Source organism: Vibrio sp. Scap24 (assembly GCF_013394185.1).
Classification (GTDB): Bacteria; Pseudomonadota; Gammaproteobacteria; order Enterobacterales; family Vibrionaceae; genus Vibrio; species Vibrio pomeroyi.
In genome coordinates, this window is the sequence record NZ_CP041333.1 from 451,658 (window position 1) to 478,166 (window position 26,509).

The 26,509-nt window shown below is 46.2% G+C and carries 21 protein-coding genes, 1 tRNA gene and 2 rRNA genes; 9 read left to right on the forward strand and 15 right to left on the reverse strand.

Annotated elements, in window-relative coordinates:
* Nucleotides 1-302 precede the first annotated feature (302 nt).
* The 3 genes from FLM53_RS17640 (at nt 303) to FLM53_RS17650 (ending at nt 3,598) form a co-directional block, all read left to right on the forward strand.
* Nucleotides 303-3,194, forward strand: a 23S ribosomal RNA gene (locus FLM53_RS17640).
* A gap of 93 nt (nt 3,195-3,287) precedes the next feature.
* Nucleotides 3,288-3,403 (forward strand): 5S ribosomal RNA (rrf, locus tag FLM53_RS17645).
* A gap of 104 nt (nt 3,404-3,507) precedes the next feature.
* Nucleotides 3,508-3,598, forward strand: a tRNA-Ser gene (locus FLM53_RS17650).
* A 191-nt stretch (nt 3,599-3,789) separates the two neighbouring features.
* Here FLM53_RS17650 and FLM53_RS17655 read toward each other — a convergent pair.
* The 5 genes from FLM53_RS17655 to FLM53_RS17675 form a co-directional block, all read right to left on the reverse strand.
* Complete coding sequence (locus tag FLM53_RS17655) at nt 3,790-5,112, reverse strand: CoA-disulfide reductase (protein ID WP_176680041.1); 1,323 nt, start codon at nt 5,110-5,112, stop codon at nt 3,790-3,792.
* A 77-nt stretch (nt 5,113-5,189) separates the two neighbouring features.
* A complete protein-coding gene (locus FLM53_RS17660) occupies nt 5,190-6,596 on the reverse strand; it encodes a cation:dicarboxylate symporter family transporter (RefSeq protein WP_017111551.1) in 1,407 nt (468 codons plus the stop codon).
* A gap of 37 nt (nt 6,597-6,633) precedes the next feature.
* Complete coding sequence (locus FLM53_RS17665) at nt 6,634-7,017, reverse strand: RidA family protein (protein WP_017111552.1); 384 nt, start codon at nt 7,015-7,017, stop codon at nt 6,634-6,636.
* Between the two features lie 24 nt (nt 7,018-7,041).
* The gene (locus FLM53_RS17670; RefSeq protein WP_176680040.1) at nt 7,042-7,707 is read right to left on the reverse strand and encodes a transcriptional regulator; all 666 of its coding nucleotides are present in this window, start codon (nt 7,705-7,707) and stop codon (nt 7,042-7,044) included.
* A gap of 491 nt (nt 7,708-8,198) precedes the next feature.
* The gene (locus FLM53_RS17675; protein ID WP_176680039.1) at nt 8,199-9,533 is read right to left on the reverse strand and encodes an MATE family efflux transporter; all 1,335 of its coding nucleotides are present in this window, start codon (nt 9,531-9,533) and stop codon (nt 8,199-8,201) included.
* A 320-nt stretch (nt 9,534-9,853) separates the two neighbouring features.
* On the opposite strand from FLM53_RS17675, the gene FLM53_RS17680 reads away from it, so the two are divergent.
* Nucleotides 9,854-10,969: a hypothetical protein gene (locus tag FLM53_RS17680; protein WP_176680038.1), complete on the forward strand. Its 1,116-nt coding sequence runs from the start codon at nt 9,854-9,856 to the stop codon at nt 10,967-10,969.
* A 23-nt stretch (nt 10,970-10,992) separates the two neighbouring features.
* Here FLM53_RS17680 and FLM53_RS17685 read toward each other — a convergent pair whose 3' ends face one another.
* A complete protein-coding gene (locus tag FLM53_RS17685; RefSeq protein WP_176680037.1) occupies nt 10,993-11,997 on the reverse strand; it encodes an AraC family transcriptional regulator in 1,005 nt (334 codons plus the stop codon).
* A 94-nt stretch (nt 11,998-12,091) separates the two neighbouring features.
* Here FLM53_RS17685 and FLM53_RS17690 point away from each other — a divergent pair, with 94 nt between their 5' ends.
* Nucleotides 12,092-13,477, forward strand: a complete 1,386-nt coding sequence (locus tag FLM53_RS17690; protein ID WP_176680036.1) for a serine hydrolase — start codon at nt 12,092-12,094, stop codon at nt 13,475-13,477.
* Between the two features lie 66 nt (nt 13,478-13,543).
* Complete coding sequence (locus FLM53_RS17695; protein ID WP_176680035.1) at nt 13,544-14,329, forward strand: hypothetical protein; 786 nt, start codon at nt 13,544-13,546, stop codon at nt 14,327-14,329.
* Nucleotides 14,330-14,414: 85 nt separating this feature from the next.
* On the opposite strand, the gene ppsA is transcribed toward FLM53_RS17695, so the two are convergent.
* Nucleotides 14,415-16,787 (reverse strand): phosphoenolpyruvate synthase, encoded by a 2,373-nt coding sequence (gene ppsA, locus FLM53_RS17700; protein ID WP_123283801.1) that lies wholly within the window; start codon nt 16,785-16,787, stop codon nt 14,415-14,417.
* Nucleotides 16,788-16,965: 178 nt separating this feature from the next.
* Here ppsA and FLM53_RS17705 point away from each other — a divergent pair, with 178 nt between their 5' ends.
* Nucleotides 16,966-17,799 (forward strand): pyruvate, water dikinase regulatory protein, encoded by an 834-nt coding sequence (locus FLM53_RS17705; protein WP_048661622.1) that lies wholly within the window; start codon nt 16,966-16,968, stop codon nt 17,797-17,799.
* A gap of 162 nt (nt 17,800-17,961) precedes the next feature.
* Here FLM53_RS17705 and grxB read toward each other — a convergent pair whose 3' ends face one another.
* The 3 genes from grxB to FLM53_RS17720 form a co-directional block, all read right to left on the reverse strand.
* Complete coding sequence (gene grxB, locus FLM53_RS17710; RefSeq protein WP_176680034.1) at nt 17,962-18,594, reverse strand: glutaredoxin 2; 633 nt, start codon at nt 18,592-18,594, stop codon at nt 17,962-17,964.
* Nucleotides 18,595-18,890: 296 nt separating this feature from the next.
* On the reverse strand, nt 18,891-19,052 hold the full coding sequence (locus tag FLM53_RS17715) for a hypothetical protein (protein ID WP_009846296.1): 162 nt from the start codon (nt 19,050-19,052) through the stop codon (nt 18,891-18,893).
* Between the two features lie 163 nt (nt 19,053-19,215).
* Nucleotides 19,216-20,196 (reverse strand): Gfo/Idh/MocA family protein, encoded by a 981-nt coding sequence (locus tag FLM53_RS17720; protein ID WP_176680033.1) that lies wholly within the window; start codon nt 20,194-20,196, stop codon nt 19,216-19,218.
* Nucleotides 20,197-20,405: 209 nt separating this feature from the next.
* On the opposite strand from FLM53_RS17720, the gene FLM53_RS17725 reads away from it, so the two are divergent.
* Both FLM53_RS17725 and FLM53_RS17730 read left to right on the forward strand, forming a co-directional pair.
* Entirely contained in the window at nt 20,406-20,888 is a 483-nt protein-coding gene (locus FLM53_RS17725; RefSeq protein ID WP_017629731.1) for a GNAT family N-acetyltransferase, read from the forward strand.
* Nucleotides 20,889-20,890: 2 nt separating this feature from the next.
* A complete protein-coding gene (locus FLM53_RS17730) occupies nt 20,891-21,709 on the forward strand; it encodes a murein L,D-transpeptidase family protein (RefSeq protein ID WP_176680032.1) in 819 nt (272 codons plus the stop codon).
* 60 nt (nt 21,710-21,769) lie between these two features.
* On the opposite strand, the gene FLM53_RS17735 is transcribed toward FLM53_RS17730, so the two are convergent.
* The 5 genes from FLM53_RS17735 to FLM53_RS17755 form a co-directional block, all read right to left on the reverse strand.
* The gene (locus tag FLM53_RS17735) at nt 21,770-22,507 is read right to left on the reverse strand and encodes a sulfite exporter TauE/SafE family protein (protein ID WP_017629729.1); all 738 of its coding nucleotides are present in this window, start codon (nt 22,505-22,507) and stop codon (nt 21,770-21,772) included.
* Nucleotides 22,508-22,666: 159 nt separating this feature from the next.
* Nucleotides 22,667-23,386 carry a glycerophosphodiester phosphodiesterase family protein gene (locus FLM53_RS17740; protein WP_176680031.1) on the reverse strand — a complete coding sequence of 240 codons (720 nt, stop codon included), beginning with the start codon at nt 23,384-23,386 and terminating at the stop codon, nt 22,667-22,669.
* 56 nt (nt 23,387-23,442) lie between these two features.
* Nucleotides 23,443-24,747, reverse strand: coding sequence for a sn-glycerol-3-phosphate import ATP-binding protein UgpC (locus FLM53_RS17745; protein WP_176680030.1), 1,305 nt, complete (start codon nt 24,745-24,747; stop codon nt 23,443-23,445).
* Entirely contained in the window at nt 24,737-25,579 is an 843-nt protein-coding gene (gene ugpE, locus FLM53_RS17750) for a sn-glycerol-3-phosphate ABC transporter permease UgpE (RefSeq protein ID WP_176680029.1), read from the reverse strand. The genes FLM53_RS17745 and ugpE overlap by 11 nt, the downstream gene beginning before the upstream one ends.
* 38 nt (nt 25,580-25,617) lie before the next feature.
* Nucleotides 25,618-26,499, reverse strand: coding sequence for an ABC transporter permease subunit (locus FLM53_RS17755; protein ID WP_176680028.1), 882 nt, complete (start codon nt 26,497-26,499; stop codon nt 25,618-25,620).
* Nucleotides 26,500-26,509 lie beyond the last annotated feature (10 nt).

Below are 26,509 nucleotides of genomic sequence, written 5' to 3' on the forward strand. Positions count from 1 at the left end.
AAAAACTCTTGCTCTTTAACAATTTGGAAAGCTGACTGATTTGAATAACGAAGTTATTTAAATCAAATTTAAAAGTTCTCAATGTTTATCTGCTCTTATTTAATAAGAACGGTATAAACACAACAAACACATTCAAGTGTCTTGTATTCGATTCAAATTCGTTTGAATCACATTGAGTCCGGCAAACAGTCATTGAGAATTAAACCTTCTTAGTGACAACCAAAAACCTTGGTTAGTTGCCATACTAGTTTGTTTTCACTTTTCAAAAGTGAAAGTAAAACAGAGACCCTTTCGGGTTGTATGGTTAAGTGACTAAGCGTACACGGTGGATGCCTTGGCAGTCAGAGGCGATGAAAGGCGTAATAACTTGCGATAAGCCCAGATTAGGTAGTAATAACCTTTAAGTCTGGGATTCCTGAATGGGGAAACCCACTTACATAAGTAAGTATCCTGTTGTGAATACATAGCAACAGGAGGCAAACCGGGGGAACTGAAACATCTAAGTACCCCGAGGAAGAGAAATCAACCGAGATTCCGAAAGTAGCGGCGAGCGAAATTGGATTAGCCCTTAAGCTTTTAATGAGACAGATGAAGGCTCTGGAAAGTGCCGCAATAAAGGGTGATAGCCCCGTAATCGACATCTCATCATCAGTGAAAACGAGTAGGGCGGGACACGTGATATCCTGTCTGAATATGGGGGGACCATCCTCCAAGGCTAAATACTACTGACTGACCGATAGTGAACCAGTACCGTGAGGGAAAGGCGAAAAGAACCCCTGTGAGGGGAGTGAAATAGAACCTGAAACCGTGTACGTACAAGCAGTAGGAGCACCTTCGTGGTGTGACTGCGTACCTTTTGTATAATGGGTCAGCGACTTAATTTTAGTAGCAAGGTTAACCGTTTAGGGGAGCCGTAGGGAAACCGAGTCTTAACTGGGCGTACAGTTGCTAGGATTAGACCCGAAACCAGGTGATCTAGCCATGGGCAGGTTGAAGGTTGAGTAACATCAACTGGAGGACCGAACCGACTAATGTTGAAAAATTAGCGGATGACTTGTGGCTAGGGGTGAAAGGCCAATCAAACCTGGAGATAGCTGGTTCTCCCCGAAAGCTATTTAGGTAGCGCCTCGGACGAATACTACTGGGGGTAGAGCACTGTTAAGGCTAGGGGGTCATCCCGACTTACCAACCCTTTGCAAACTCCGAATACCAGTAAGTACTATCCGGGAGACACACGGCGGGTGCTAACGTCCGTCGTGGAGAGGGAAACAACCCAGACCGCCAGCTAAGGTCCCAAAGTATAGCTAAGTGGGAAACGATGTGGGAAGGCTCAGACAGCCAGGATGTTGGCTTAGAAGCAGCCATCATTTAAAGAAAGCGTAATAGCTCACTGGTCGAGTCGGCCTGCGCGGAAGATGTAACGGGGCTAAGCTATACACCGAAGCTGCGGCTACGTACCTTAGGGTATGTGGGGTAGGGGAGCGTTCTGTAAGCCGTTGAAGGTGGTCTGTAAGGGCTGCTGGAGGTATCAGAAGTGCGAATGCTGACATGAGTAACGATAAAGGGAGTGAAAAACTCCCTCGCCGGAAGACCAAGGGTTCCTGTCCAACGTTAATCGGGGCAGGGTAAGTCGACTCCTAAGGCGAGGCCGAAAGGCGTAGTCGATGGGAAACGGGTTAATATTCCCGTACTTCTTACAATTGCGATGGGGGGACGGAGAAGGCTAGGTGGGCCTGGCGACGGTTGTCCAGGTTCAAGTACGTAGGCGGAAAGTTTAGGTAAATCCGGACTTTCATAACGCTGAGATACGATGTCGAGCTACTACGGTAGTGAAGTCATTGATGCCATGCTTCCAGGAAAAGCCTCTAAGCTTCAGATTGTAAGGAATCGTACCCCAAACCGACACAGGTGGTCGGGTAGAGAATACCAAGGCGCTTGAGAGAACTCGGGTGAAGGAACTAGGCAAAATGGTACCGTAACTTCGGGAGAAGGTACGCTCTTATCAGTGAAGTCCCTTGCGGATGGAGCAGACGAGAGTCGCAGATACCAGGTGGCTGCAACTGTTTATTAAAAACACAGCACTGTGCAAAATCGTAAGATGACGTATACGGTGTGACGCCTGCCCGGTGCCGGAAGGTTAATTGATGGGGTTAGACTTCGGTCGAAGCTCTTGATCGAAGCCCCGGTAAACGGCGGCCGTAACTATAACGGTCCTAAGGTAGCGAAATTCCTTGTCGGGTAAGTTCCGACCTGCACGAATGGCGTAATGATGGCCACGCTGTCTCCACCCGAGACTCAGTGAAATTGAAATCGCTGTGAAGATGCAGTGTACCCGCGGCTAGACGGAAAGACCCCGTGAACCTTTACTACAGCTTGGCACTGAACATTGAACCTACATGTGTAGGATAGGTGGGAGACTTTGAAACCGCGTCGCTAGATGTGGTGGAGTCGTCCTTGAAATACCACCCTTGTAGTTTTGATGTTCTAACGTTGGTCCCTGAATCGGGATTACGGACAGTGCCTGGTGGGTAGTTTGACTGGGGCGGTCTCCTCCCAAAGAGTAACGGAGGAGCACGAAGGTGGGCTAAACACGGTTGGACATCGTGTGGTTAGTGCAATGGCATAAGCCCGCTTGACTGCGAGAATGACAATTCGAGCAGGTGCGAAAGCAGGTCATAGTGATCCGGTGGTTCTGAATGGAAGGGCCATCGCTCAACGGATAAAAGGTACTCCGGGGATAACAGGCTGATACCGCCCAAGAGTTCATATCGACGGCGGTGTTTGGCACCTCGATGTCGGCTCATCACATCCTGGGGCTGAAGTCGGTCCCAAGGGTATGGCTGTTCGCCATTTAAAGTGGTACGCGAGCTGGGTTTAGAACGTCGTGAGACAGTTCGGTCCCTATCTGCCGTGGGCGTTGGAAAATTGAAGGGGGCTGCTCCTAGTACGAGAGGACCGGAGTGGACGAACCTCTGGTGTTCGGGTTGTCATGCCAATGGCATTGCCCGGTAGCTAAGTTCGGAATCGATAACCGCTGAAAGCATCTAAGCGGGAAGCGAGCCCTGAGATGAGTTTTCCCTGACGCTATAAGCGTCCTTAAGGGTTGTTCAAGACTAGAACGTTGATAGGCAGGGTGTGTAAGTGCTGCGAGGCATTGAGCTAACCTGTACTAATTGCCCGTGAGGCTTAACCATACAACACCCAAGGGGTTTTGTGGACTCAAAGACAGACCTTGAATGAGTTTGAAGAGTTACTTTTAAATACAGTTTTCCGAATTTTAAAATTTGCTTGGCGACCATAGCATTGTGGACCCACCTGATTCCATGCCGAACTCAGAAGTGAAACACAATAGCGCCGATGGTAGTGTGGGGCTTCCCCATGTGAGAGTAGGACATCGCCAGGCTCCAAATTTATTTTCACTTTTCAAAAGTGAAGACAAAAAGCTTCGTTATTTGCATAGTAAATAACAACCTCAACAGTGCACAAATCTGTTGATGACAATTTGTTGGAGGGATGGCTGAGTGGTCGAAAGCACCGGTCTTGAAAACCGGCAACCGTTAATAGCGGTTCTAGGGTTCAAATCCCTATCCCTCCACCACCATTAGAAAGCCCGCTGAGAAATCAGCGGGCTTTTTTTCGTCTTGAATTTGGCAAAATAAAGCTCAAATACTATTAGATACGTTGTTATCTTATTCTGCTTCAGGTTATGTAGAGTTTAGGTAATAAAAAGCAGAGCGCTCAGGCTCTGCTTTAATGTTTGAACTGTACGTTCCTCGGAACTTACACTCGTTATTTTGCTACGTTACCTGCCACGTTTAGCGCATCCCAAGTACGGGAGAATGGTGGCGCGTAGCAGAAGTCCATATAACCAAGTTGCTGTGTGGTCATCTTTGCAGTGATTGCAACCGCTAGTGCGTTAATACGGCCTACTGCTCCTTTCTTACCAACGATTTCTCCACCAAGCAGTACATTGGTTTCTGGGTGGTAAACCAGCTTCACTTTTATGTCTTCTTGACCTGGATAGTAGTCGGTTTGGTTCTTGTCAGAAATTGTTGATACTTTCACATCTAAGTTATGTTCTTTCGCCAGAAGTTCATTCACGCCAGTACATGCCAGTTCGTAATCGAGAACTTTCAAGCAAGATGAACCTAAGAAGCCTGACATGTAAGTATCTTTACCTGCTAGCTTGTCAGCCATCATGCGTGCTTGTTTGTTAGCTGTCGTTGCAAGTGGTACATATACTGGCTTGCCTAAGGCCATGTGATGAACCACTGCACAGTCGCCTACCGCATGAATGTAAGCGTCTTCAGTAGCACCATATTCATTCACTAACAATGCACCATTTGCTGCTTTTGGCAGTTCGAATGCTTCGGTATTTGGTGTGAAACCGAGTGACAGGATCACGACATCGGCTTCTACGTTTCCGTTATCAGTTTCAACGATGTAACCACCTAGCTCCGCATCGCGAATAGCAGACACGCTACAACCTGTTTTAAGGTCAGCACCGGATTCTCGAATCGCACCTTCGACCACTTCAATGCCCTCAGGGCTGAACTGGCGGCTCATGATGTGCTGTTCGCGTTCGATGATCGTCACGTGTTTGTCTAAGCCGTGTGCAGCGTCGAATACTTCCAGGCCGATAAAGCCAGCTCCAATAACACACACACGCTGCTTGTTACTATCCTTTAGCGCCTCTTTAACCGCCAAGCCATCTTCCATGCTTGTTAGTGTGAATACGTGTTCTGGATTGAATTCGCCGAATGACGGAACGATTGGTCGCGCACCTGTTGCAATGACCAACATATCGTAATCGATGACACTTTCTTCATTTTGGTGACGTACCGTAATTTGCTTTTTAGTGCGGTCGAACGACACCATTTCTGTTTCTACACGTACATCCAAGCCTGATTTAATGGCTTGTTCTGGTGTGCGAGAAATCATTCGTTCTGTGTCATCAAACATACCGCCTGCAAAGTAGGGTAGACCACATGCTCCAAAAGAGATGTAACTACGCTTATCTAGCACGATGACTTCATCTGATGGTTGATTACGTTTGTACTTTGCTGCGAAACTCATACCGGCGGCACTACCGCCTATAACAACAACTTTCATATTTACTACCTAAATAACCTGAACTCAGGAAAAACAGAAGAGCACTCACGTGGAGTGCTCTTAATTAAGTTTGAGAATTATACTGCTGCTTCTTTTGATACAGTCGCTGTAACGTCAGCGTCGTATTGCTCTGTGTTTAGCGAGCCGTTTTTCTTAGCCGTTAGAACACCAGACAACATAGAGCCTGAGATGTTTAGCGCTGTACGAGCCATGTCAATTAGCGCTTCGATAGAAACCAGAATCGCTACTACTGTGATGTCTAGGCCCATGATGGTCAGTACCGCTACCGCTGCGAACGTTGCACCGCCACCCACACCAGCGATACCGAATGAAGCAATCGCGATAACAGCAATCAGTTGTAGGATGAAGCCTAGGTCAACTGGCATGCCCATCACTTGTGCTGCCATGATTGCTAGCATTGCTGGGTAGATACCCGCACAACCGTTCTGACCGATACTGGTACCGAATGTCGCTGACATGTTTGCTGTTTCTTCGTCTACGCCTAGGCGTTGAGTTTGTGTTTCAACGTTTAGTGGGATAGCCGCCATGCTTGAGCGAGAACCGAAACCGAATACCAATACTGGCCAGATTTTCTTCATGAACTTAGCAGGGGACAGACCGAACATTGACACCATCACGAAGTGGATGCCGAACATCACGCCAATTGCAACGTAGCTTGCTAGAAGGAAGCGGCCCATTTCAGCCAGTGCGAATAGGTCGTTCGTCATCATGAACGTGGTCATCAGAGCGAATACACCGTAAGGCGTTAGCTTCAGAATTTCACGAACCATTGAAAGCACCACTTCTTTTGCAGAGTTGATGAAATCAACGAAGTTTTGCACTTTCTCAGGCTTACGATTTTTAACTTGAAGGATACAGTAGCCTAGGAACATGCCGAACAGTACAGTCGATAGTGTAGAAGTACGTTGAGAGCCCGTTAGCATGTCGAAGATGTTGGTTGGGATGATAGACAGAGCCATACCAGACAGACCACTGCTCGCCATTGCATCTTGTGTTGCTACCAGTGAATCACCGCGAGCTTCAATCGCACTGTTTGTGCCAATTGTGCTTACTAGTGCGTTCGCATCGATACCAAATAGGTAAATACTTGCGATACCAACAGCCGCTGAGATTGCACAAGTGAAAAGTAGAATACCGATGATTTTTGGTGCGATACGAGATAGCGCGCCGCCGCCTTCAACGTTCATGATCGAAGAGATCATCGCCACGAATACGAGCGGGATAACGATCATTTGTAGAAGTTTGATGTAGCCTTTACCGAACACCGAAATCAGTTCAGCGAAGCCAGATGTCGCAACGTTACCGACACCGAAAACAAGTTGAATAGCGCCACCGAACAGTAAGCCAGCAGCAAGCGCACTCAGTACGCGGAAGTTAAAACTTTTCTTTTGCTTTTTGAAGTTCGACAGCAGTGCGTAGAACCCAAAGAACAGTATGCTTAATCCAATAAATGAAACGCTCATGAGAATCTCCTATGATACCCATTAATAACTAAGTCGGTTATTTCTTGTATGCGATGGCTTCAACTTCAACCAATGCGTCTTTTGGTAATCTTGCTGCTTCAACACAAGAACGAGCAGGTGCGTTCTCTGTACCAAACACTTCTGTGTACACTTCGTTAAAGGCTACGAAGTTCTCCATGTCTGATAGGAAGCAGGTTGTCTTAAGCACTGTGTCCAGTCCCGCATTACTCGCTTCTAATACAGCTTTTAAGTTTTCTAGAGACTGACGAGCCTGCTCTTTGATGCCGCCCTCAACAAACTGCATGGTTTCTGGTACGAGAGGTAATTGGCCTGATGTATAAACCATGTCGCCGTAAGACGTACCTTGTGAGTAAGGGCCGATAGCTGCAGGTGCTTGTTCAGTGGCAATGATTTGTTTCACGATGTAACTCCTAAATTATTGGTTTTATTCTGATTTAAATTCACGGATAAACTTGTAAACCGCCTGACGGCTGATCCCAAGTTGCTCTGATACTTGTGTAGTCGTCTCTTTTAGCTCAAATACTCCGTTATCAAATAAGCAACGGATGATGGCTTTATTGCGACCTTTGGAAGAAATCGTCTCGTCTTGGTCAACTTCTTTAATGGCTGAACTCAATGCTTGCTGAATCACATCATTTGCATTGTTACTGAAGGTCTCGCTGACAATGGTTTGTGGCACATTGCACTGCGGCATCAGCGTCTTGACGATTTCTGGGAATGGAAAAGATAAGTTCATGTTGATACACAGCATGCCAATCGGCTTTTGTTGTGGACCAGCCAGTACACAGGTGGTCGATTTCAGTAGGGAACCGTCTGCTGCGTTGGTGAAATAGCTCTTTGGAGAAACTTCGCCAGTTTTCTCGAAGGTACTCCACATGCGTAAACCTAAATCGGTGATAGGCGAGCCGATTTCACGACCTGTGTGATGACCATTGACGATCTTCACGACAGAGTTTTCTAAGCTTTCAAAGGAGTGAATGACCACCTCACAGTAAGGGCCAATCAAGTCAGCAATTGTGTCCGCTAAGCGGAAGTAATTGCTTAAACATTCTCTGTCTTCATCGGTGAATCGAACTTGTTTTACATTCATGATTTCGGTTTACATTTTTTAACTCAATGACTGAAATCTACTCCTTTGGTGGTATTTGAACAAGATGCAGTAAACTTCTGTAAACCGTAAAAAATGTTTAAAACATCAACAAATAACGAAAATTTAACTTAAATTAAGAGCGTAATTTGAACAGGATCACCAAACCATCTTCGATATGGTTTAATTTCTTAAACTCCATCAAAGTTTACATATTTAAAACCACAGGTTACGTTTTCGAATACTTTAATGATCTAGGACAAGTTCTAAGATGGCATAAAAATCGGCTCGATTGATGTTTTTTATGTAAGGAAATCTAGCTAGCAATTCTGAGACTAAAATGATGACCGGTCGGTATTCTTTTTTTGGTGGTAAGGAAGGCTTAATCGAAGGGACTTCATGAACAGAGGATAGTCAGCGGAAGGATCGTAAATCAGAACTTAGATAACTAACAAAGCAGCCTAAGTGGCTGCTTTTTTGTTTCTTCCTGTTTACTAGCTGGCTAGCTTAGCCTCGACTTGCCCAAGCGCGCGTCGGTACATAAACCATGCACAGGTACCGGCAAGCACATTACCTACCATAGCTCCCCAGAACAGGCCCTCAATTCCTGCAAGTTGAGAGCCAACCCACAAGCAAGGCAAGAAGAAAGCGAACAGGCGCAGTGCAGAAATCGTTAATGCGGTGTAAGACTTGCCCAACGCGTTAGAAATCGAAACCATCAACATACAGATACCCAAAGGCCCTAAGCTGATTGGCACGATCAGTAGGTGGTAGTTCAGAATTGTTGAGACCTCGCTGTCACTGGTCATGAGGTTCGCCAACCCGCCAGAGAATAACCAAGTCACCAATGCGATGACCAGCTGGAAACCTAACACGAAGGTAACGGCAATCTTCACAAGACTACGTATGTTGCTAAGGTTCTTTTCACCCAACATGCGGCCAATCATAGGTGGCATCGACATGGTCAGTGCTAACACAGCCACAATAGAGAAGAACTCAAAACGAGATCCTAAAGCCCAAGCTGCAACCGCTGCGGTGCCATAACCTGCCAGCAGTTTAGTCGCCAACATAGAAGAGACTGGCGGCAGCAGTTGGCTGATCATCGCAGGACCCATGATGTTACCAATCGATCGAACACTCTTGCCTATATCTAGGTCGCTCCAATCGAATGTCATCCAATGCTTCTTGGTCACTTTGGGAGCCACGATAAAGATGCCTGAGCCGAACGCCAAGATAGTCGCAATCGCGGCACCATTAATACCCATGTCGAGCGTAAAGATGAAGATTGGGTCCAATATCAAGTTGATGATACTGGTCGCGATCATCATTGAGCCGGGTAGCATGGTATTACCATTGGCACGACACACACTGTAGAAGAAGTAGAGCAGAGCACCTGTCCAAGAGCTGACCAACCAATAGATCCAGTAAGAATCAATGATCGGTAATACCGTCGGTGGCGCATCGAGCAGTTGTAAAATAGGTCCACGAAGCAGATAGATGATGACCGAGAAAAGCGCGACACTCACGCTGCCCATCGCAATCACCAGTCCGCCCAGTTGTTTAGCGTAACGTGTTTCGTTGGCACCAATGGCTCTCGCAATGACAGCCGTGGTTGCAATGCCTAACCCAACCTGAATACCAATGATGATCATCTGTATTGGAAGCGTGAAACCTTGAACAGCAAGCGGTAGAACGCCGAGCTGACCAATGAAGGCACTGTCTACAAGTTGGAAGCTCATCAGGGAAAGCACCCCAAACAGCATTGGCCATGTCATGGTATAGAGTTGTCGGCCAAGCGAAGGTGAGGGAGTTGCGGTAGTCGAATTCATATCTGTCTTATTGGTCTTGAAGATAGGCTCACTGTGGGGAAAGCCCGTCTGTGAAGAATTGCGTAAAGGATAACGTAAGGTCAGCTCGATACCAATAATTGTTACCGGATCTCGGCATATTCCTTAACTCAGAGTTCAATCGAGTTAGAGCATTCTGTGCTGTGACTTTATGGAACTACCTCTCAAACCTTATTTATTTTATAGGGTTATCGTTGTTGCTTAATGTAATTATCAAATCCATAAACTAATATCGTTGTAGGGAAACGAATTGCGAGTCAGCAAGCATAAATTTAACTGCATATTGGAGAGGGAACCTAAATATGCCGACGACAGAAGAAATTCAGATCAGCCAAGAGCAAGTCAGGAAGAACAAAGCGAAGGTACTCGCTAAGATTAACCAGCAAGGCATTATGTCGCAGGGCTTTCGCTTGGTTAATGTCAAAGACTACCAACAGAAGCTACAGGCACTGAAGCAAAAGGTAGAAAATTTCGATTACCTGAATGACGCCAATAAAAAGCAAGATCAGGTGATTCTCGACATCATGACTCAGAAAGAGAAGATCCATAACTATCTGGATGAAACGTCGAGTCAGAAGCTAGCGAATGGGAGCCTCGATTTTGGTTCTCGAAATCAGGTTGCCAACGCCACGCTAAAGAAGAAACAGCTCTTCATGATGTTTATGGAAACGGTTGAAGCACAAGAAGCGCTCAGAGAGTTTGCTGTGAAAGTGGCTTCGGTGTGTAACGGAACACTCAAACAACCGCCTGGCGCTTATTTAGGTGTAAAAGATTTCCATGGCGCGTTAGATAAGATCACCAATCGTAAACGTCATTACGATATTGGTGATCTGAAAGATGCAGCCCGTATGACCATCGTATTTGAAACCATGGAAGATATGATCATAGCCAAAGCGATGATCATTCTGACCAAAGAGTTTGTCGAGCTTAAGCATCACCAATCTGCGATGAAAGATCGCTACGGCACCAGTCAAGGCGACAACGCTAAGTTCAACTGTGGTGCAACTGACGCTGGCTATAAAGACATTAAGTTCTTCTTAAAAATGGCCAACGGACACATTGGTGAGCTGCAACTCAATACCAAGAACATGATGGTGGCGAAGAAGAACGGCCACATTATCTATGACATCCTTCGAGACGGAGGCAACCTTGATAAAGCATTTACCATTACCAATAGCGAAGTGCTCGCCAAGATAAGCCGTAACATGAGTGAAAAATGGTTCTCCTTTATGAATACTCGTGTGCCAAAAGCAAGAGATGATTTGCAGGCAATTCAACAACTCGTTAACCGCCTAAGAGCGAATCTAGGAAGAGGGCAGAACTCACTTCAAGTTAGCATGGAAGAGATAACCATACTGTCTCGTGTCAGCCTCTATATCTACGAGCAGGGCGATAACGCGAGAGCTCTGTTAGAGTGATGAAGCGATATTTAGATCTTCGATTACGTCCGGTTATTTGACCGGACTTTTTTATTTCGACTTCGGTAACTCGGCGCTGTCATACCAGTCCAGCCTTTAAATGCACGGTTAAAGTTACTCAAATCACTGTAACCCAACTGCCAACTGATCTCTTGCACTGACAGGTCGGTCTCATGGAGTAACTGTTTTGCTTTGCTCTCTCGAACCTGTTCTTTAGCTTGCTTAAACAGAATGTTCTTACTCTTCAGGTTGCGTTGCAGTGTTCGCTTGGTCATGCCGAGCATGGTCGCAAACCACTCGATGTTGAACCACGGCAAAGTCGCATACGTGTTAATCAAGGCTTGGACGGCTTGATGCCAATCTTGGTTAGTGTCCTTCTCAGAGATAGCACGATACCCATCCGGCAAGGGAATGGTGATCGCGCCATATTGCTGCTCAAACTGAATGTCCGAATTGAAGAAATGCTTAGGTAACTTGCGCTCACGGTTGTTTGTCGAGATTAGCTTCGCGTGTGATGGCTGCCATGTGCTTGCAATGAACTTACGACACAAGCTAATCACAGTTAGCGTGCGAAACCATTCAGATTGTTCAAAACCCGCGGTAGAAGGGTGATAGCAACTGCGATGACATAGCCACCACATCCCATCTCGTTTCTCTGTCCACATGGTGACGTGATTACTCAAGGTAGAGATCTCAGTAATCAAACAACGTATTGCCTGCTCAAGTGATGTGCATTGGTCGATTTTTTGGCTTAACTCTGGCGACAGTTGCTCTAGAGAGGCTTTACGCCCAACCTCAATCCCAATGGAATAACCAAACTTACGCTCTAAGCCATGAATAAAGCGAATCAAGTCTTGAGTCGGTAGCCACTGGTTGGAGTGTGTTAGCTCAATTGGCAGTCCACATTCGATGGCAACCGAGCGCCAGTCAAGAGAGCGTTTTTCGCAATATTGAATGTAGGGCGCGATGTTACTGGTAGAGCTTAGCAGTATGTTGGCGGTGTTCGATGATGCTTTCTTAGTTTTCATAGCTTTTTGAGTTTGCCTTTAAATGTCACCAAATGACCTAATTAAGTGTAGCGCAACTCCATATACTTCTTCCAACCCAAATGAGGAGAAGAATATGAAACTTAAGCCCCTTGCCCTAATTATCTCGTCACTCACGATTTCATCGCTTGCTGTGTCATCACTTGCCTTTGCAGACATGGCTTTTGCAGAGAACCCAGTTGAAGCAGCACTGAAAGTCGAAGGCGCTGCGGTGACCCTTACAGTGAAAGATGCTCAACAATCTTTTACCCCTGCTTTTGTTGCTTCAGCACGAGAAAACTTCAATAACTTCCATTGGCAAATGGGTGGTGACCACAGTGTTTACTACAACTTGCACATGAGTGAGTTCATGCCAACGGCGTTTGCTGCACCGAGCGAGAATTACAAGCCACTGGTTAAAAATATCGATCCACGCCTTGCCGAGCTGAAGGTTGAAACAGACACCAAAGGTGAGCTGACAATGGCTGATTACCTTGCTGATGAACAGTTCAGAACTCAAGGCTTCATGCTAATTCACAAAGGCGAGATCGTTTACGAAGCGTATCCGGGTATGAGCCCAACAGACAGTCACGTTTGGGCTTCAACGGCTAAAACCACCGTCGGCACAGTTGTCGCGATGCTAGTGGAAGAGGGCAAAGTCGATCCAGAAAAGAGCATCACTTACTATGTTCCAGAACTGAAAGGGACCAACTGGGAAGCGATCACCGTACATCAGGTGCTCAATATGTCTACCGCGTTAGATAACGAAGAGACGCTTGAATCGATCTTAAACCCAGATTCAGATGTGGTGCGTTTCTTTGCTGCTTCATTCAATTCGCCAAGAGCCAAAACAGGCGAAATGGAAACATGGATGAATGTGGCTAAAGGCGCTCAGAAGATCGAAGGCGAGAAAGCGGGCGACCATTTCCGTTATGCCTCTATCAACACCATGGTACTGACCAAAATGGTGGAGAACATCGAAAACAAAACATGGACCCAAGTGTTTGAAGACCGTGTTTGGTCGAAAGTACATGCTCGCCAATCAATGGAATTTAACTTAACGCCTGATGGCATGGCGATCGCTGTTGGTTTGGTATCGACCACAGTTGAAGACATGGCGCGCTGGGGCACTCTGTTTACACCAAGTTGGAAAGCCGTAGCGGAGGAGCCGGTTATCTCACAAGCGGTGATTGATCGTATTCGCAACGGCGGCGATCCAAAAGCCTTTGTTGGTACCAGCAAAGAGAGCAGCTCATTGCATGCCTACAACGAAAAAGCGGACTACAACGCTTACCAATTCGACTTCATCTTCAATGACGGTGCAATGTCGAAAAGTGGCAACCTTGGCCAGTTCATTTACATCGACCCAGAGCGTGATTTTGTTGGCGTAATGTTCTCGAACAACCCGTACCACTCTGGTTTTGGTGAGAACAAAGGCCCTGCACTAATGCGTTCTGCTGCAAAACTACTTGCTGACAAATAACAACCCATTTGAGACAGAAGGACTTTCTAGCTTCAAGGAAGAAGCAAACGACTTTCGAGAGATACAATGAAAAAGTTTGCCCTTATAATTCCATTGAGCTTAGGTTTATCGATTCCTGCCTATGCCGAATCAGAGCGAGTTATCGACCCTGCTGACGTGACTAAGGTATATACACAAACTGCGTTGATGGTGAGCGGCAGCTCTGATATTCAATTTCAGGGACAGGTTTCTGGTGGTATGGACAATGGTCAGCAATTTGCGTTACTCGCAGAAGCGACCTTTGTTGATGACAATGACGAATCACAACGCGATCCGAACGACTTTGGTTCGGAATACAGCAACTCGCGAATTCAATATTTCCATGTCTTCGAGACTGGTGCTAAAGCCGCGCCTAAAGTGGGTCTGTCGTTAGACTACATTAATACACGCACAAGCATTAAAAATGACTTGTTGTCGGTCGGCGGTGTTGTGGCGATCAATCCGGCTTATACCGGTGGCTTCTTAGTTTTTCCAAGAGCTGGCTTGATGACAGGCAGCATGGAAATCCCCGCGATGAGCTCATCTAAAGATGACTTAACGGGTTATTCACTTGGACTGATCACGGCGAAGCACTTAGGTGATTCTGGTGCTTATGTTTCTTTGGTGCCAGAGTGGCAAGACCTATCGGGCAGCGATATCAACATGCAGAACTTCTCGTTGAAAACGTCACTGAATGTACCAATGAACAGTGCTCGAACTTGGTGGTTAAATACTCGTTATGACATCACCAAAGGCGATATCGATGTGAACGGTGTGTCTATGGCAAGTGAGTGGCAGACGGAAGCTTGGGTTGGCGTTAGATACTACTTCTAAAGTGCTCAATATCTTGTATTGAAATACTGTAAATAATAAAGCCAGTCGTAATGACTGGCTTTATTCGTATCTCGATTAGAGAAGGTTACTTGCTAGCAACGTTGCCTAGTTTCAACCAAGTATCGATAACCGTGTCTGGGTTCAACGAAACAGAGCTGATGCCTTGTTCCATTAACCATTCCGCTAAGTCATCGTGGTCAGATGGGCCTTGACCACAAATGCCCACGTATTTACCCGCTTTGGTTGCTGCGTCGATAGCCATTTTCAGCATCGCTTTCACAGCAGGGTTACGCTCATCGAATAGGTGAGCAACATCGCCAGAGTCACGGTCTAGACCAAGCGTCAGCTGTGTCATGTCGTTTGAACCGATAGAGAAGCCATCGAAGTACTTCAAGAACTCTTCAGCCAAAATTGCATTCGATGGTAGCTCACACATCATGATGACTTTCAGACCTTGGTCGCCACGGCGAAGATCGAACTTAGCCAGAATGTCGATAACTGATGCTGCTTCGCTTGGAGTACGAACGAATGGGATCATGATTTCTACGTTCTTAAGACCCATTTCGTTGCGAACGCGCTTGATCGCTTGAGTTTCTAGCTCAAAACAGTCTTCGAATACTGGCGAGATGTAACGAGATGCGCCACGGAAGCCCAGCATTGGGTTCTCTTCATGTGGTTCAAACGTTTTACCACCGACTAGGTTGCTGTATTCGTTCGACTTAAAGTCAGACATACGTACGATCACACGCTTAGGCCAGAATGCAGATGCGATAGTCGCGATGCCTTCTGTCAGTTTGCTTACGTAGAAGTCGATTGGATCTTTGTAGCCGCGAATACGTTCACTGATTTCCGCTTTTAGCTCGTCAGTTTGAGCATCGAAGTTCAATAGAGCTTTCGGGTGAATGCCGATCATCTTGTTGATGATGAACTCTAAACGAGCAAGGCCAACACCTTCGTTTGGAATCTGTGCGAAGTCGAAGGCGCGATCTGGGTTACCCACATTCATCATTACTTTGGTTGGCAGCATTGGTAGCTCATCAACTTCAGAACGTTTGATCTCGAAATCGAGTTCGCCTTGGTAAACGTAGCCAGTTTCACCTTCAGAACATGACACTGTCACGGTGTCACCGTCGTTTAGGTTACTTGTCGCTGTACCACAGCCAACGATTGCTGGAATGCCTAGTTCACGAGCGATGATTGCTGCGTGGCAAGTACGGCCACCACGGTTAGTGACAATCGCAGAGGCTTTCTTCATCACAGGTTCCCAGTCTGGGTCTGTCATGTCTGTTACCAGTACATCGCCTTCTTGAACCAGTGACATTTGGTCTAGAGAATCAACCAGACGAACTGGGCCAGAGCCGATACGTTGACCGATAGCACGGCCTTCAACCAAGACATCGGCCTTGTTGTTTAGCTCGTAACGCTCGATAACGTTTTGGTCGCTTTGAGAACATACTGTCTCTGGGCGAGCTTGAACAATGTATAGCTTGCCGTCGATACCATCTTTTGCCCACTCAATGTCCATCGGACGTTGATAGTGCTTCTCGATGATCATCGCTTGTTTTGCTAGCTCTTTGATCTCTTCATCGTTCAATGAGAACTCGTTACGCTCTTGCGTATCGGTGTCGATGATATCAACTTGTTTGCCAATTTCTTGGTTGGTTGAGTAGATCATCTTGATCAGCTTAGAACCAAACGTCTTCTTAACGATTGGGTAGTGACCCGCTTCTAGCATTGGCTTGTGAACGTAGAACTCATCTGGGTTCACTGCGCCCTGTACAACCATTTCACCGAGACCCCAAGAAGAAGTGATGAACACCACTTGGTCGAAGCCTGATTCCGTATCAAGCGTGAACATCACACCTGAAGAGGCTTTGTCTGAACGAACCATGCGTTGAATACCCGCAGACAATGAAATGCCACGGTGGTCAAAGCCTTGGTGTACACGGTAGGAGATAGCACGGTCATTAAACAGAGACGCGTAAACGTGCTTGGTTGCTTCTAGTACAGCGTCGATGCCTTTCACGTTAAGGAAGGTCTCTTGCTGGCCTGCGAATGAAGCATCTGGAAGGTCTTCTGCGGTTGCAGATGAACGCACAGCTACAGACAATTCTTCGTTGTCTTCAATTAGCTCGCGGTAGTTATCACGGATGTCTTGCTCTAGTGATTCTGGGAAGGGGGCGTCTAGAACCCATTGTCGAATCGTTGCACCTGTCTTACGCAGTGCGTCAACGTCTTCAACATCAAGTTCATCAAGTAGTTGGTGGATGCGCTCATCAAGACCTTTGTAGTCAAGAAAGTCGTTAAACGCATACGAAGTGGTAGCAAAACCATTAGGTACAGAAACACCAGCATTGGATAGGTTAGAAACCATCTCGCCCAGTGAGGCGTTCTTACCGCCGACTTTGTCGACATCTTCCATGGATAGGCCATTGAACCATAGGGTATTATTTTGCATTTATTTCTCCAGAAACATAGCAAGCATTGTAGGGATTTAAAGGCAAACGATTACGTATCAGTTTAAAAAAATGTAAATTATTTTTTAAAGCTGTGGGGGACGTAATAGTCAGCAGGGTTTTGTTATATATATTATGGTTCCCATCCTACTCAAAATAATTTTAAACATTAAATAAAAAATGCAAATTGATATTCAAAGTCGTGATGTATTCTATGTTTCTGATGGGACGGCCATAACATGTGAGACTTTAGGGCATGTTGTTCTAGGTCAATTCCCTTTCAAAGCCAATGAAAAAACCTTTCCGTTTGTGGAAAGTGAGGACAAACTTTCTGATTTATTAAAAGAGATCGAAATTTCGTATCGCGATAATGGAGTCGAACCACTCGTGTTCTTTTCAATCGTGATCCCTGATATCAAGGCTAAGCTGCTTGAAGCGCCTGCGCACTGTTATGACGTGTTGGAAAGTATCGTTCAGAAGGTTCAGGATGATATTCAGATGGCACCTGTACCTAAACTGCAACGTTCACGCAGTGTGAACAAAGATTCGGTTAAGTATTTCGACCGTATTGCTGCGATTGAATACACACTCGCACACGATGATGGCATCACGCTCAAAGGGCTGGAAGAAGCCGACATCATCTTGCTGGGTGTATCTCGAAGCGGTAAGACACCAACAAGCTTGTACATGGCGATGCAGTTTGGTCTACGCGTAGCGAACTATCCATTCATCCATGACGATTTAGCGCGCTTGAAGCTACTGCCTGAGTTCGAGATTTACCGACACAAGCTGTTTGGTTTAACCATTGACGCAGAGAGGCTGACCGAGATTCGTGAGAACCGTTTAGCGGGCAGTGAATACGCGAGTGATTCGCAATGTTTGTATGAGCTACAAACGGTAGAGGCGATGTTCCGTCGTGAAGCGATACCTTACATCAACACGTCTTCATTATCGGTAGAAGAGATCTCGACACGAATCTTAGAGCGAACTGGCTTGAGAAGGCGCCTGTTGTAGTAACACGAGTTTAGTGTAACAAGAGCTTGCTGTAATAAAAGGCTTGGTCAGATAGAAATAATAGGCAGCTAAAAGAAAATCGAAGCTAGCAGGGTAGTACCTGAGAGCTTCGATTTTTTGTTTGTGCTAGCTGCAATCGCGCTAGCGAATCAAAGACAGTTTTTAGCGAAGTAAAGACAACTTCAACGTCTCGCTTTGCTTCTCTAACCAACGTTCTAGCGCTGGTGGCCATGTGATGCTTGGCTCTACGCAGAAACCGCGCAACATAGAGAAGTACACCGCTTGGTCGATAAGAGGCAGTGACGACTCACCATTTTCTAGGTTCAGAAGTAGCTCTGCATCTTTCAGAAGCGGGTTAATCTGTTCAACAAACTGGGGAGTTTGCTCAATCAGCTTATCGAAGTTGAGCTCTTCAGTCTCTTTGGCTGCGCGCCATGCTTGTTTGCTTGCTGGTGATTGGTATTCAGCAAGATCCAGTTTCCACCAACGTGGCAAACCGATGCGCTGGCTTAGCGGGAATGCGCGAGTTTGGAACACAGTGACTTGCTCTGATGGTACGCGTTGTTCGTCACTTGATTTTAAATCCATGAAGTAGGCGATGATATCTAGGCTCTCAGCCATGATAGAACCGTCGTCTTTTTGTAATACAGGCACCATTTTTTTACCGATCAGATCGATAAGCGTTTGGGCGTCATCATAATCGACAGAGACAAGCTCGATGTCCAAGCCTAGAGATTGAGCAATGTAGGCTACTCTTGCACAGAAAGGGCAGTGGTCGTAAATATAAAGCTTCATAGCTTCCCTCAGTTCAGGTCATTATAAATATAAGATAATGCTAATGTACCAGAAAGTGTTGCGAATACTAAGCATCAACAGACAATAAGTACTTGGTGTAAATACTTTTTGATTGATTCTATTGTCTGTTGGATTCGGTTTTACTGCAACGAGTAAAGTAATGGGAAGCCTGTTAAGGAATCGCAGGCATAAAAAAGGCCCTGGCTGTTCACTCTAATGCAGAAGAGTGAAATCAACCAAGGCCTCAATTTTGTTACCTTTAGCAGAGTGACTACTAAAAGAGCGGAGCGGTTAAACTATGCTTTTTTAAGGTCTTTTGCAGGGTAAGTAAGCGTCATTATTGCGCCTTCTACTGTTGTAACGTGAACGTAGCCGCCACCAGCACTTAGGCCAATTACAACCATTTCACCTAGCTCAACACCTTTTGTTGCTACAACGCGATCATCAACTGAAAACACTTTACACACCTTCAATAAATTAAATTAATACGATAGATATCGAACGCGGATTTAAACAGATGGTACCCCAATCGACTAATCCGGTTGTTTGTCGTAAAGATTAAATTTAGTTATGCATAAATCGGTATTTGTTAAAAATCAGCTGGTTAACTTAATGGTGATGTTATTTATCAGCTGGATAAACGACACCAACTTGCTGGCGCATCTCTGTAATCAACTTGGCAACGGTTAGAGCACGCAGTTTGGCTTGAGCTTGAGTTTCGTTATCACCTTCAATGCAGCCTGCAAAGGCTTGTGCTTCGTAGCTCATTGAGTTTTCGCTCTGTGCTTGAGTGAGATTTTCAATGCTGCCATCACGGTAGCGGATCTTAACGTCGGTGCATTCTGCGATGTGATCGATGATGATCGCTCCCTGTTCACCTTGGATCTCGCTTGGTGCGTAAGAGTCGCTGACTTTAGAGTGCGCTAGAGTTACGTCAAACTCTGGGTACTGGAAGATCGCGCAGCCATGCGCATCTACACCGGATTCAAGCAGCTTTGCAGAAGCTTGAGCATTTTCAGGCTTACCGAACAGAGCAACCGTTGCAGCTACGCAGTAGAAGCCAATATCGACTAATGAACCGTTCGAGAAAGCTGGGTTGAAGGTGTTTGGATTCTCGCCATTCAGGTATTTCTGGTAACGCGATGAATATTGGCAGTAGTTGATGTGCGCTTTATGCACCTTGCCAATCTTTTCTAGGCCGAGTTGGACTTGCTTAAAGTTTGGTAGGAATTGAGATTTATACGCCTCAAACAACACCACGCCGTTTTTCTCAGCCACTTCGAACATGCGTGTTGCCTCATCAATGTTTGATGCAACCGGCTTTTCACAGATAACGTGCTTACCGTGCTCCATCATGAAGATGGACTGTTCGCAGTGCAGTGAGTTTGGTGAAGCGATGTACACAGCTTCGACCGTGCTGTCATTGGCTAAAGCATCGAGTGAATCGTAGATGGTTTCGACGCCAAATTCTTGTGCGAATTGTGCAGCGCTCTCTAGGTTTCGTGAATAAACCGCAGCCAGCTGCATCGATAGTGATTCATGTGCAGCTTGAACGAATTTTTGTGTAATCCAATTGGTTCCAATTACAGCGAACTTAATCATAGAGGTATCCAGTCGTTAGTGTATTGATTCTGCAGAGATAGTAGCACTCAAAGGCTGGCAATGTGCCTGAGATTTACGGAACAATTTCCCCAAACTTAGTGCCTAATATTAGTAACTCGCCTTCACAGAGCGTCTGAGTCGACCAGTGTAACGGTGCACAACTAAGCCATTTTTGCTAAGGTGTTATTGAATTCAAACAAGGTGATGATATGCAAATCCGGACAGCGAAGGTAACTGACATTAACGCGATCTTAGCGCTCTCTGATCAGATAAACCGTCAACATCATCTTGGTGCTCCTATGGTATTTGCGCCGCCTTCTCAAAGCTTTGCAGACAGTGAAGAGTATTGGTTAGGCTTGATGATTGACCCGACTGGCGCGTTCTTTGTTGCGGTTGATGAGAAGCAAGTGGTTGGCTTTTTAGCGGGTAAGGTCACGCAGAATAAAGGCGTCAGTTTTATCCAATCACACAAGGTGGCAAGGGTAAATACCATAGTGGTGAGCGATCAGGTTCAGAGCCAAGGCGCTGGGCGCGCATTAATGAAGTCGTTCAACCAATGGGCGCAAGCGAGAGGTGCGATAGAACTTAGGTTAGAGGTGATGGAGTTTAACCAACAAGCTCAAAGTTTTTATGAGTCGCTAGGAATGGAAACTCAGTCTCGAACCATGTCCATGAGTTTTGAGGAGATCTAAAGGTGCGTCGTTTTTTGCCTTTAACACTGTGCATGCTTTTATCGAGTTCGCTGATTTATTCAGTGACAGCCTCTGCTACCGATACCCCGCAATATGTTCCGTCACCGGACGCCAAAAAGGTTGTGGTTGAGAAAATAGTGTCTGACGCGACCGCGATTGAAACCATTGTGTTTGAGTCTGCACCTTCCCATTCTCAGCGTGTATCAACGTCTTCTTCGTCCTCTTCAGCAGGCTCAAAATCCCAACATGTGATTATTGTCGATGATGTGCTTAACAATGATTCAGACAAACAGGTTGCTCAGCTTTCTCAAGGCTCATCTAAACGCCGACCTCAAAGCTCATCTCGACAGTTTTACAACGTGCCGGACGATGTCCCTGAGATAGATCCATTGCTGCAAGTGGTTACCTTGGTCAAAGTGGATAAGTCGAAACGCAGAATGTATCTGATGAAAGGGGATGAGGTGATTCAGGAGTTTCGAATTGCACTCGGCAAGCAACCGAAAGGGCATAAACGCTTTGAAGGGGACAACCGAACGCCAGAAGGGCAATACCAGCTCGACTATGTGATGGAAGAGTCGGATTTCTATCGCTCAGTGCATATCAACTACCCGCAACCTTCGGACAGGCAGTGGGCAGAAAACAATGATGTCGACCCTGGTGGGAATATCAAAATCCACGGCATCAAGAATGGTGAGCGTCGTTCACCGAGCTTTATTCAAAGCTTTGATTGGACCGATGGCTGTATTGCACTAACCAATCAAGACATGGATGAGTTTATTCAACTCGTAAAAATGGGCACCCCTATCCATATCGAATGGTAGATATTGGCATCCATTTCCAAGACTCTTTTTATAGAGTGACTTTAAACCTTCTTAAGCTCGTTACAGTAAAACTCGTCCTGCACTGAAAATAGCAATCACGATAAGCAGTGCAATAGTCACGGGCTTGAATTTCTCTCCACCAAATCTTTCGAACAATTTAGATCCCACATAGCCGCCAAACATACTGCTCGGCAAGAGTACAAGAGTCAGCCACACCACATCTCGATCGACTAACCCTGCGATGGATGCTGAAACAAACGCACTCGAATCCGCCAAAACGAAGAAGGCAATCAGGCCAGCTCTGGCAATGTGCGGAGCGACTGGGCTTGCTAAGGCATGCGTACCAACTGGAGGCCCAGACATCGACGCCGCGCCATTCATGATCCCTGCAAGGCTACCTAGAATATAAGGGGCAAATCTTGGTTCGCTTTTGTACTGAAAACCTTTGTAGATCATTAATGCAGACGCAAAGATGAAGGCACTGATGATCAAGATGATCGTGTCTTGGCTAACCGATTTAAGCAGAAGTAAGCCAACAGGAGTGAAGGCAAAGCAAGGGATAAAGACCTTTGAAACCCAGCGCCAGTTAACGTGTTTTCGAACCTTAGGCAGCAATTGAACATTGCCAAGTAGGTCGATCAACATGAAAACAGGAACCAGTTCGATAACAGGCACGAACAACGCACTTAATGGCAATGCCACTAAAGTGAAACCGAAACCTGAGAAGCCACGAACAATAGCGGCGAAAATGAAGATTGCACCCAAAATTGGGAAAGTTGGACTAAAAATGAGATCCATAAATTAAGTAACCAATGAAGCTGTCTGAATAGAGCGAGCTAATGAAACCAAGTGAGTAGCGGAATGTACTCCTACTCACTTATGTTTACTACCTAATTTTGAGGTTTCTAGAGGTTAATTTTAAAGTCTCTCAGCGTGATTTTTGTAGTATTTGCGAGGTCAATTTATCGAGTTGAATTTATTTGGAAAATCAGTGAATACCGCGTCCACATTTGAGAGGAATTCGAAGCGAGACGGATCGTTTACGGTGTAGCACCATGTTTGAATGTTCGCTTCGCTGAGCGTATCAAGATCGCTCTGAATCACGTGTTCGTAATTCATGTGGCAGCTGAACGCTTTTACTTCATTAATCAGCAGTAAATCGTCTTGCGTCAGTTGCTCTGTGATCACACCGACACGGTACCTTGGGAGGTGACGAGCCATTTCAGCAACCACTTGATGGCTGAAGCTTGAAAGCAGCACTCTGTCGGTATCGAGGTTTGAACGAATCAGTTCTGAATGCAGCAGATCCACCACGTGAGGAGCTTGGTGTCGGCTATCGACTTTGATTTCCAAGTTAACGCTGAGATCGTACTGCTCAACAAGCGCGAGTAGTTCCTCCAACGTCAGTATTTTCTCTCCAGCGAATTGCTCAGACTTCCAACTGCCGAAATCTAGCTGACGCAATTCGGCAAGGGTATGTTCATCAACACGCCCTTTGCCATCGCTGCAGCGCTCAAGAGTGTGGTCATGACAAACCACAAGTTGATCATCCTGAGTTGGCTGAATATCTACTTCAATCCATTTCAAACCGAGTTTAGCGGCTTGTTCAATGCTTGCTTTGGTATTTTCTGGGTGAGTACCTGCTACACCCCGATGACCTACGATGATAGACGACATAATTAATCCTTCTTAAAGACGCACCGTAAAAACGCATTAAATATCAGTGTACTCCATTAAGCTAGAGCCGTCGTTAAGCTTGTTGTCTCTTCGTGTAACTCTTGTGAGGTGAAGTTATTTGGCTGAATACGCTTCCCGCGGCCATCAAAAATATGCAGGTTGGATTTATCGATACTTAATCCGAGTGGCACCGCTTGGCATAGGGTTGTTTCTGGCGTAACGGCAATAAAAGGCTGATCGTTCACAAGGCCGTGTACCAGTTGATTTGGCCCCAACGGCTCAACCACGTTGATACGCAGTTCAAGAGGTAAGGTGTTCATCATTAATTCGGAACAAACCTCAGAGTGTTCAGGACGAATGCCAAGGGTTATTTTCGTGTTCTTAACGTGTGCGTACTCTGGCAAATACATCTGTTGATCGCCGATTTCAAGATAACCATCGTCGAGTGTGGCAGGTAAAAAGTTCATCGCGGGGCTGCCAATGAAGCTCGCGACAAAGGTGCTAGCTGGCTGGTGGTAGACCTCTCTTGGTGTGCCGACTTGTTCAATCTGACCTTTGTTGAGGACCACAATTCTATCTGCCAGCGTCATGGCTTCTACTTGGTCATGAGTTACGTAAACACTGGTCACGCCGAGTTCACGTTGCAGCTTTTTGATTTCTAATCTCATGTGAGCACGCAGCGAGGCATCGAGGTTAGACAGAGGCTCATCAAATAGGAATAGTTGCGGGTCGCGAACGATCGCTCGGCCCATCGCCACACGTTGGCGCTGTCCACCTGAGAGCTTGGCTGGCTTTCGATCTAGGTATTCTTCGATTTTGAGTGTCTTGGCGACTTTCTCAATCTTCTCTTCAATCACATGTTGGCTGACACCTCGGTTCTTTAAGCCGTAAGCCAAGTTTTTATACACCGTCATGTGAGGGTAGAGCGCGTAATTCTGAAAGACCATCGCGATATCACGCTGTGCAGGTTTTTCGTTATCAACACGACGACCACCCAAGTGAATCTCACCGCCAGAGATGCTTTCCAAGCCTGCGATAGAACGCAGAATTGAAGACTTGCCACAGCCTGAAGGACCAACCAATACAAGGAACTCGCCCTTATTGATATCAAGTGAGACATCTTTTACAGCTTGATGGCCGTTTTCGTATGTCTTCACCAAGTTCTTGATACCCAGCATAGCGGGCGGCTTGGCCTTGAGTTTATGCCCTCTACCAGCATTCTTGTGAGCTAACGAGTGATTGCGAATAGGCATAGAAGTGTCCTCTGTCTTTTGGGGATAAGTCTGGTGAGACGTCTTATACTCATCGAGTGACTGGATTCGGTTATCATTCATTTGAGTTGTTTCGTTATTATTTTTCACTTTCTACGAGCCCTTTTACAAACCAACGCTGAAATACAACCACCACTAAAACGGGTGGCAACATCGCTAAAATCACCATGGCGAACACATAGTCGTAGCGCGGTAAACTGGTTTCATTAATGTTATTGAGTACTTGTTTGATACCCATCACGATGGTGTTGTAGCCTTCATCCGTCGTCATCATGATTGGCCACAGGTATTGGTTCCAACCCACCACAAACATGATGATGAAGATTGCAGCGATCATGGTTTTAGACAGCGGCAGCAATATGTCGACAAAGAATCGAAACGGGCCTGCGTTATCTAGTTGAGAGGCTTCGAGCAGTTCATCGGGAATGGTTTTGAAGAACTGTCTAAAGAAGAATGTTGCGGTGGCAGAGGCGATCAAAGGCAGAATTAAACCGGTATAGCTATTGAGCAGCCCAAGCCCTGCAACCACTTCATAAGACGGGATAATACGAACCTCTAGTGGCAGCAACAGAGTAACGAAGATCAACCAGAACCACGCCGTGGCGTAAGGCAGCCTGAAATAGACCAAAGCAAATGCAGCCATCATAGAGATGATGATCTTGCCGATCGCAAAACCGAGTCCCATGGTCATCGAGTTGGCGATCATTTTGCTGGCGGTGACTTCACCGCTAAACCCCATACTCTTGTTCCAAGCCTCGCTATAGATAGCCGCGAAGTTATCGCCTGGTAACCACTGCAAACCCTCGCTGACAATGGTGTTCGGGTTATGGGTCGAACTGGCGAAGAGCAGCCAGATAGGGACCAACATAAACAGCATCCCAGCAATCAAGATTAGGTGGTCAGAGACCTTATTACTTTTCATTAATAACTCCTGTCGCGTTAAAACCTAGCTGTGATGGGCTAGTAATGAACACGCTTTTCAACAACACGAAACTGGATAAACGTGAGCGTCAGTACCAACAGCAACAACACAACCGATTGTGCCGAACTACCACCCAAATCTGCTCCAACAAAACCATCGCGATACACCTTGTACACTAACGAGGTTGTGCCGCCGCCCGGGCCGCCATTGGTCATGGTGTCTATCACGCCAAAGGTTTCAAAGAACGAGTAGGTGAGGTTGATGACCAACAGGAAAAAGCCCGTTGGTGCGAGTAGCGGGAAGGTAATCGTCCAGAAGCGTTTTGAATCGCAGACACAGTCCAACATCGCGGCTTCTTTTACCGCGTATGAGATTGATTGAAGGCCAGCAAGAAAGTAGATGAAATTCACTGAGACTTGCTTCCACACCGACACCAATATCAGAGCGAACGTGGCATCCACAGGATCAGTCTGGAAGCTGAAATCCCAACCTACCACTGCAAATATCTCCGTGAATACGCCAATGTGTGGGTTAAATAGGAAAGCACCGATAACACCTGCAATCGCGGGAGCAACGGCATATACCCACGTGAGGGTGACTTTGTAAGCCCCTTGACCATGAATGATGTTGTCGGCTTTTACGGCGAGCAGCAGCGCCAACGCTAGCGACAAGAAAGACACCACGATCGCGAACATCAGGGTGAAGCCAATCGAGCTTAGGTACTCACTCGATCCGAATAACATTTGATAGTTCTCAAACCACACGAAGAGCGAAGAAGTTCCCCAAGGGTCTTCCAGCATAAAGGAAAGATACACCGCCTTTGCCGCCGGATAGATAAAGAAAACCGCGATGATGAGTATCTGAGGCGCCAAAAATAAGTAAGGCAGTGGAGAGTGAAAAAATTGCTGACGTCGTTCCACAGGGTAATCC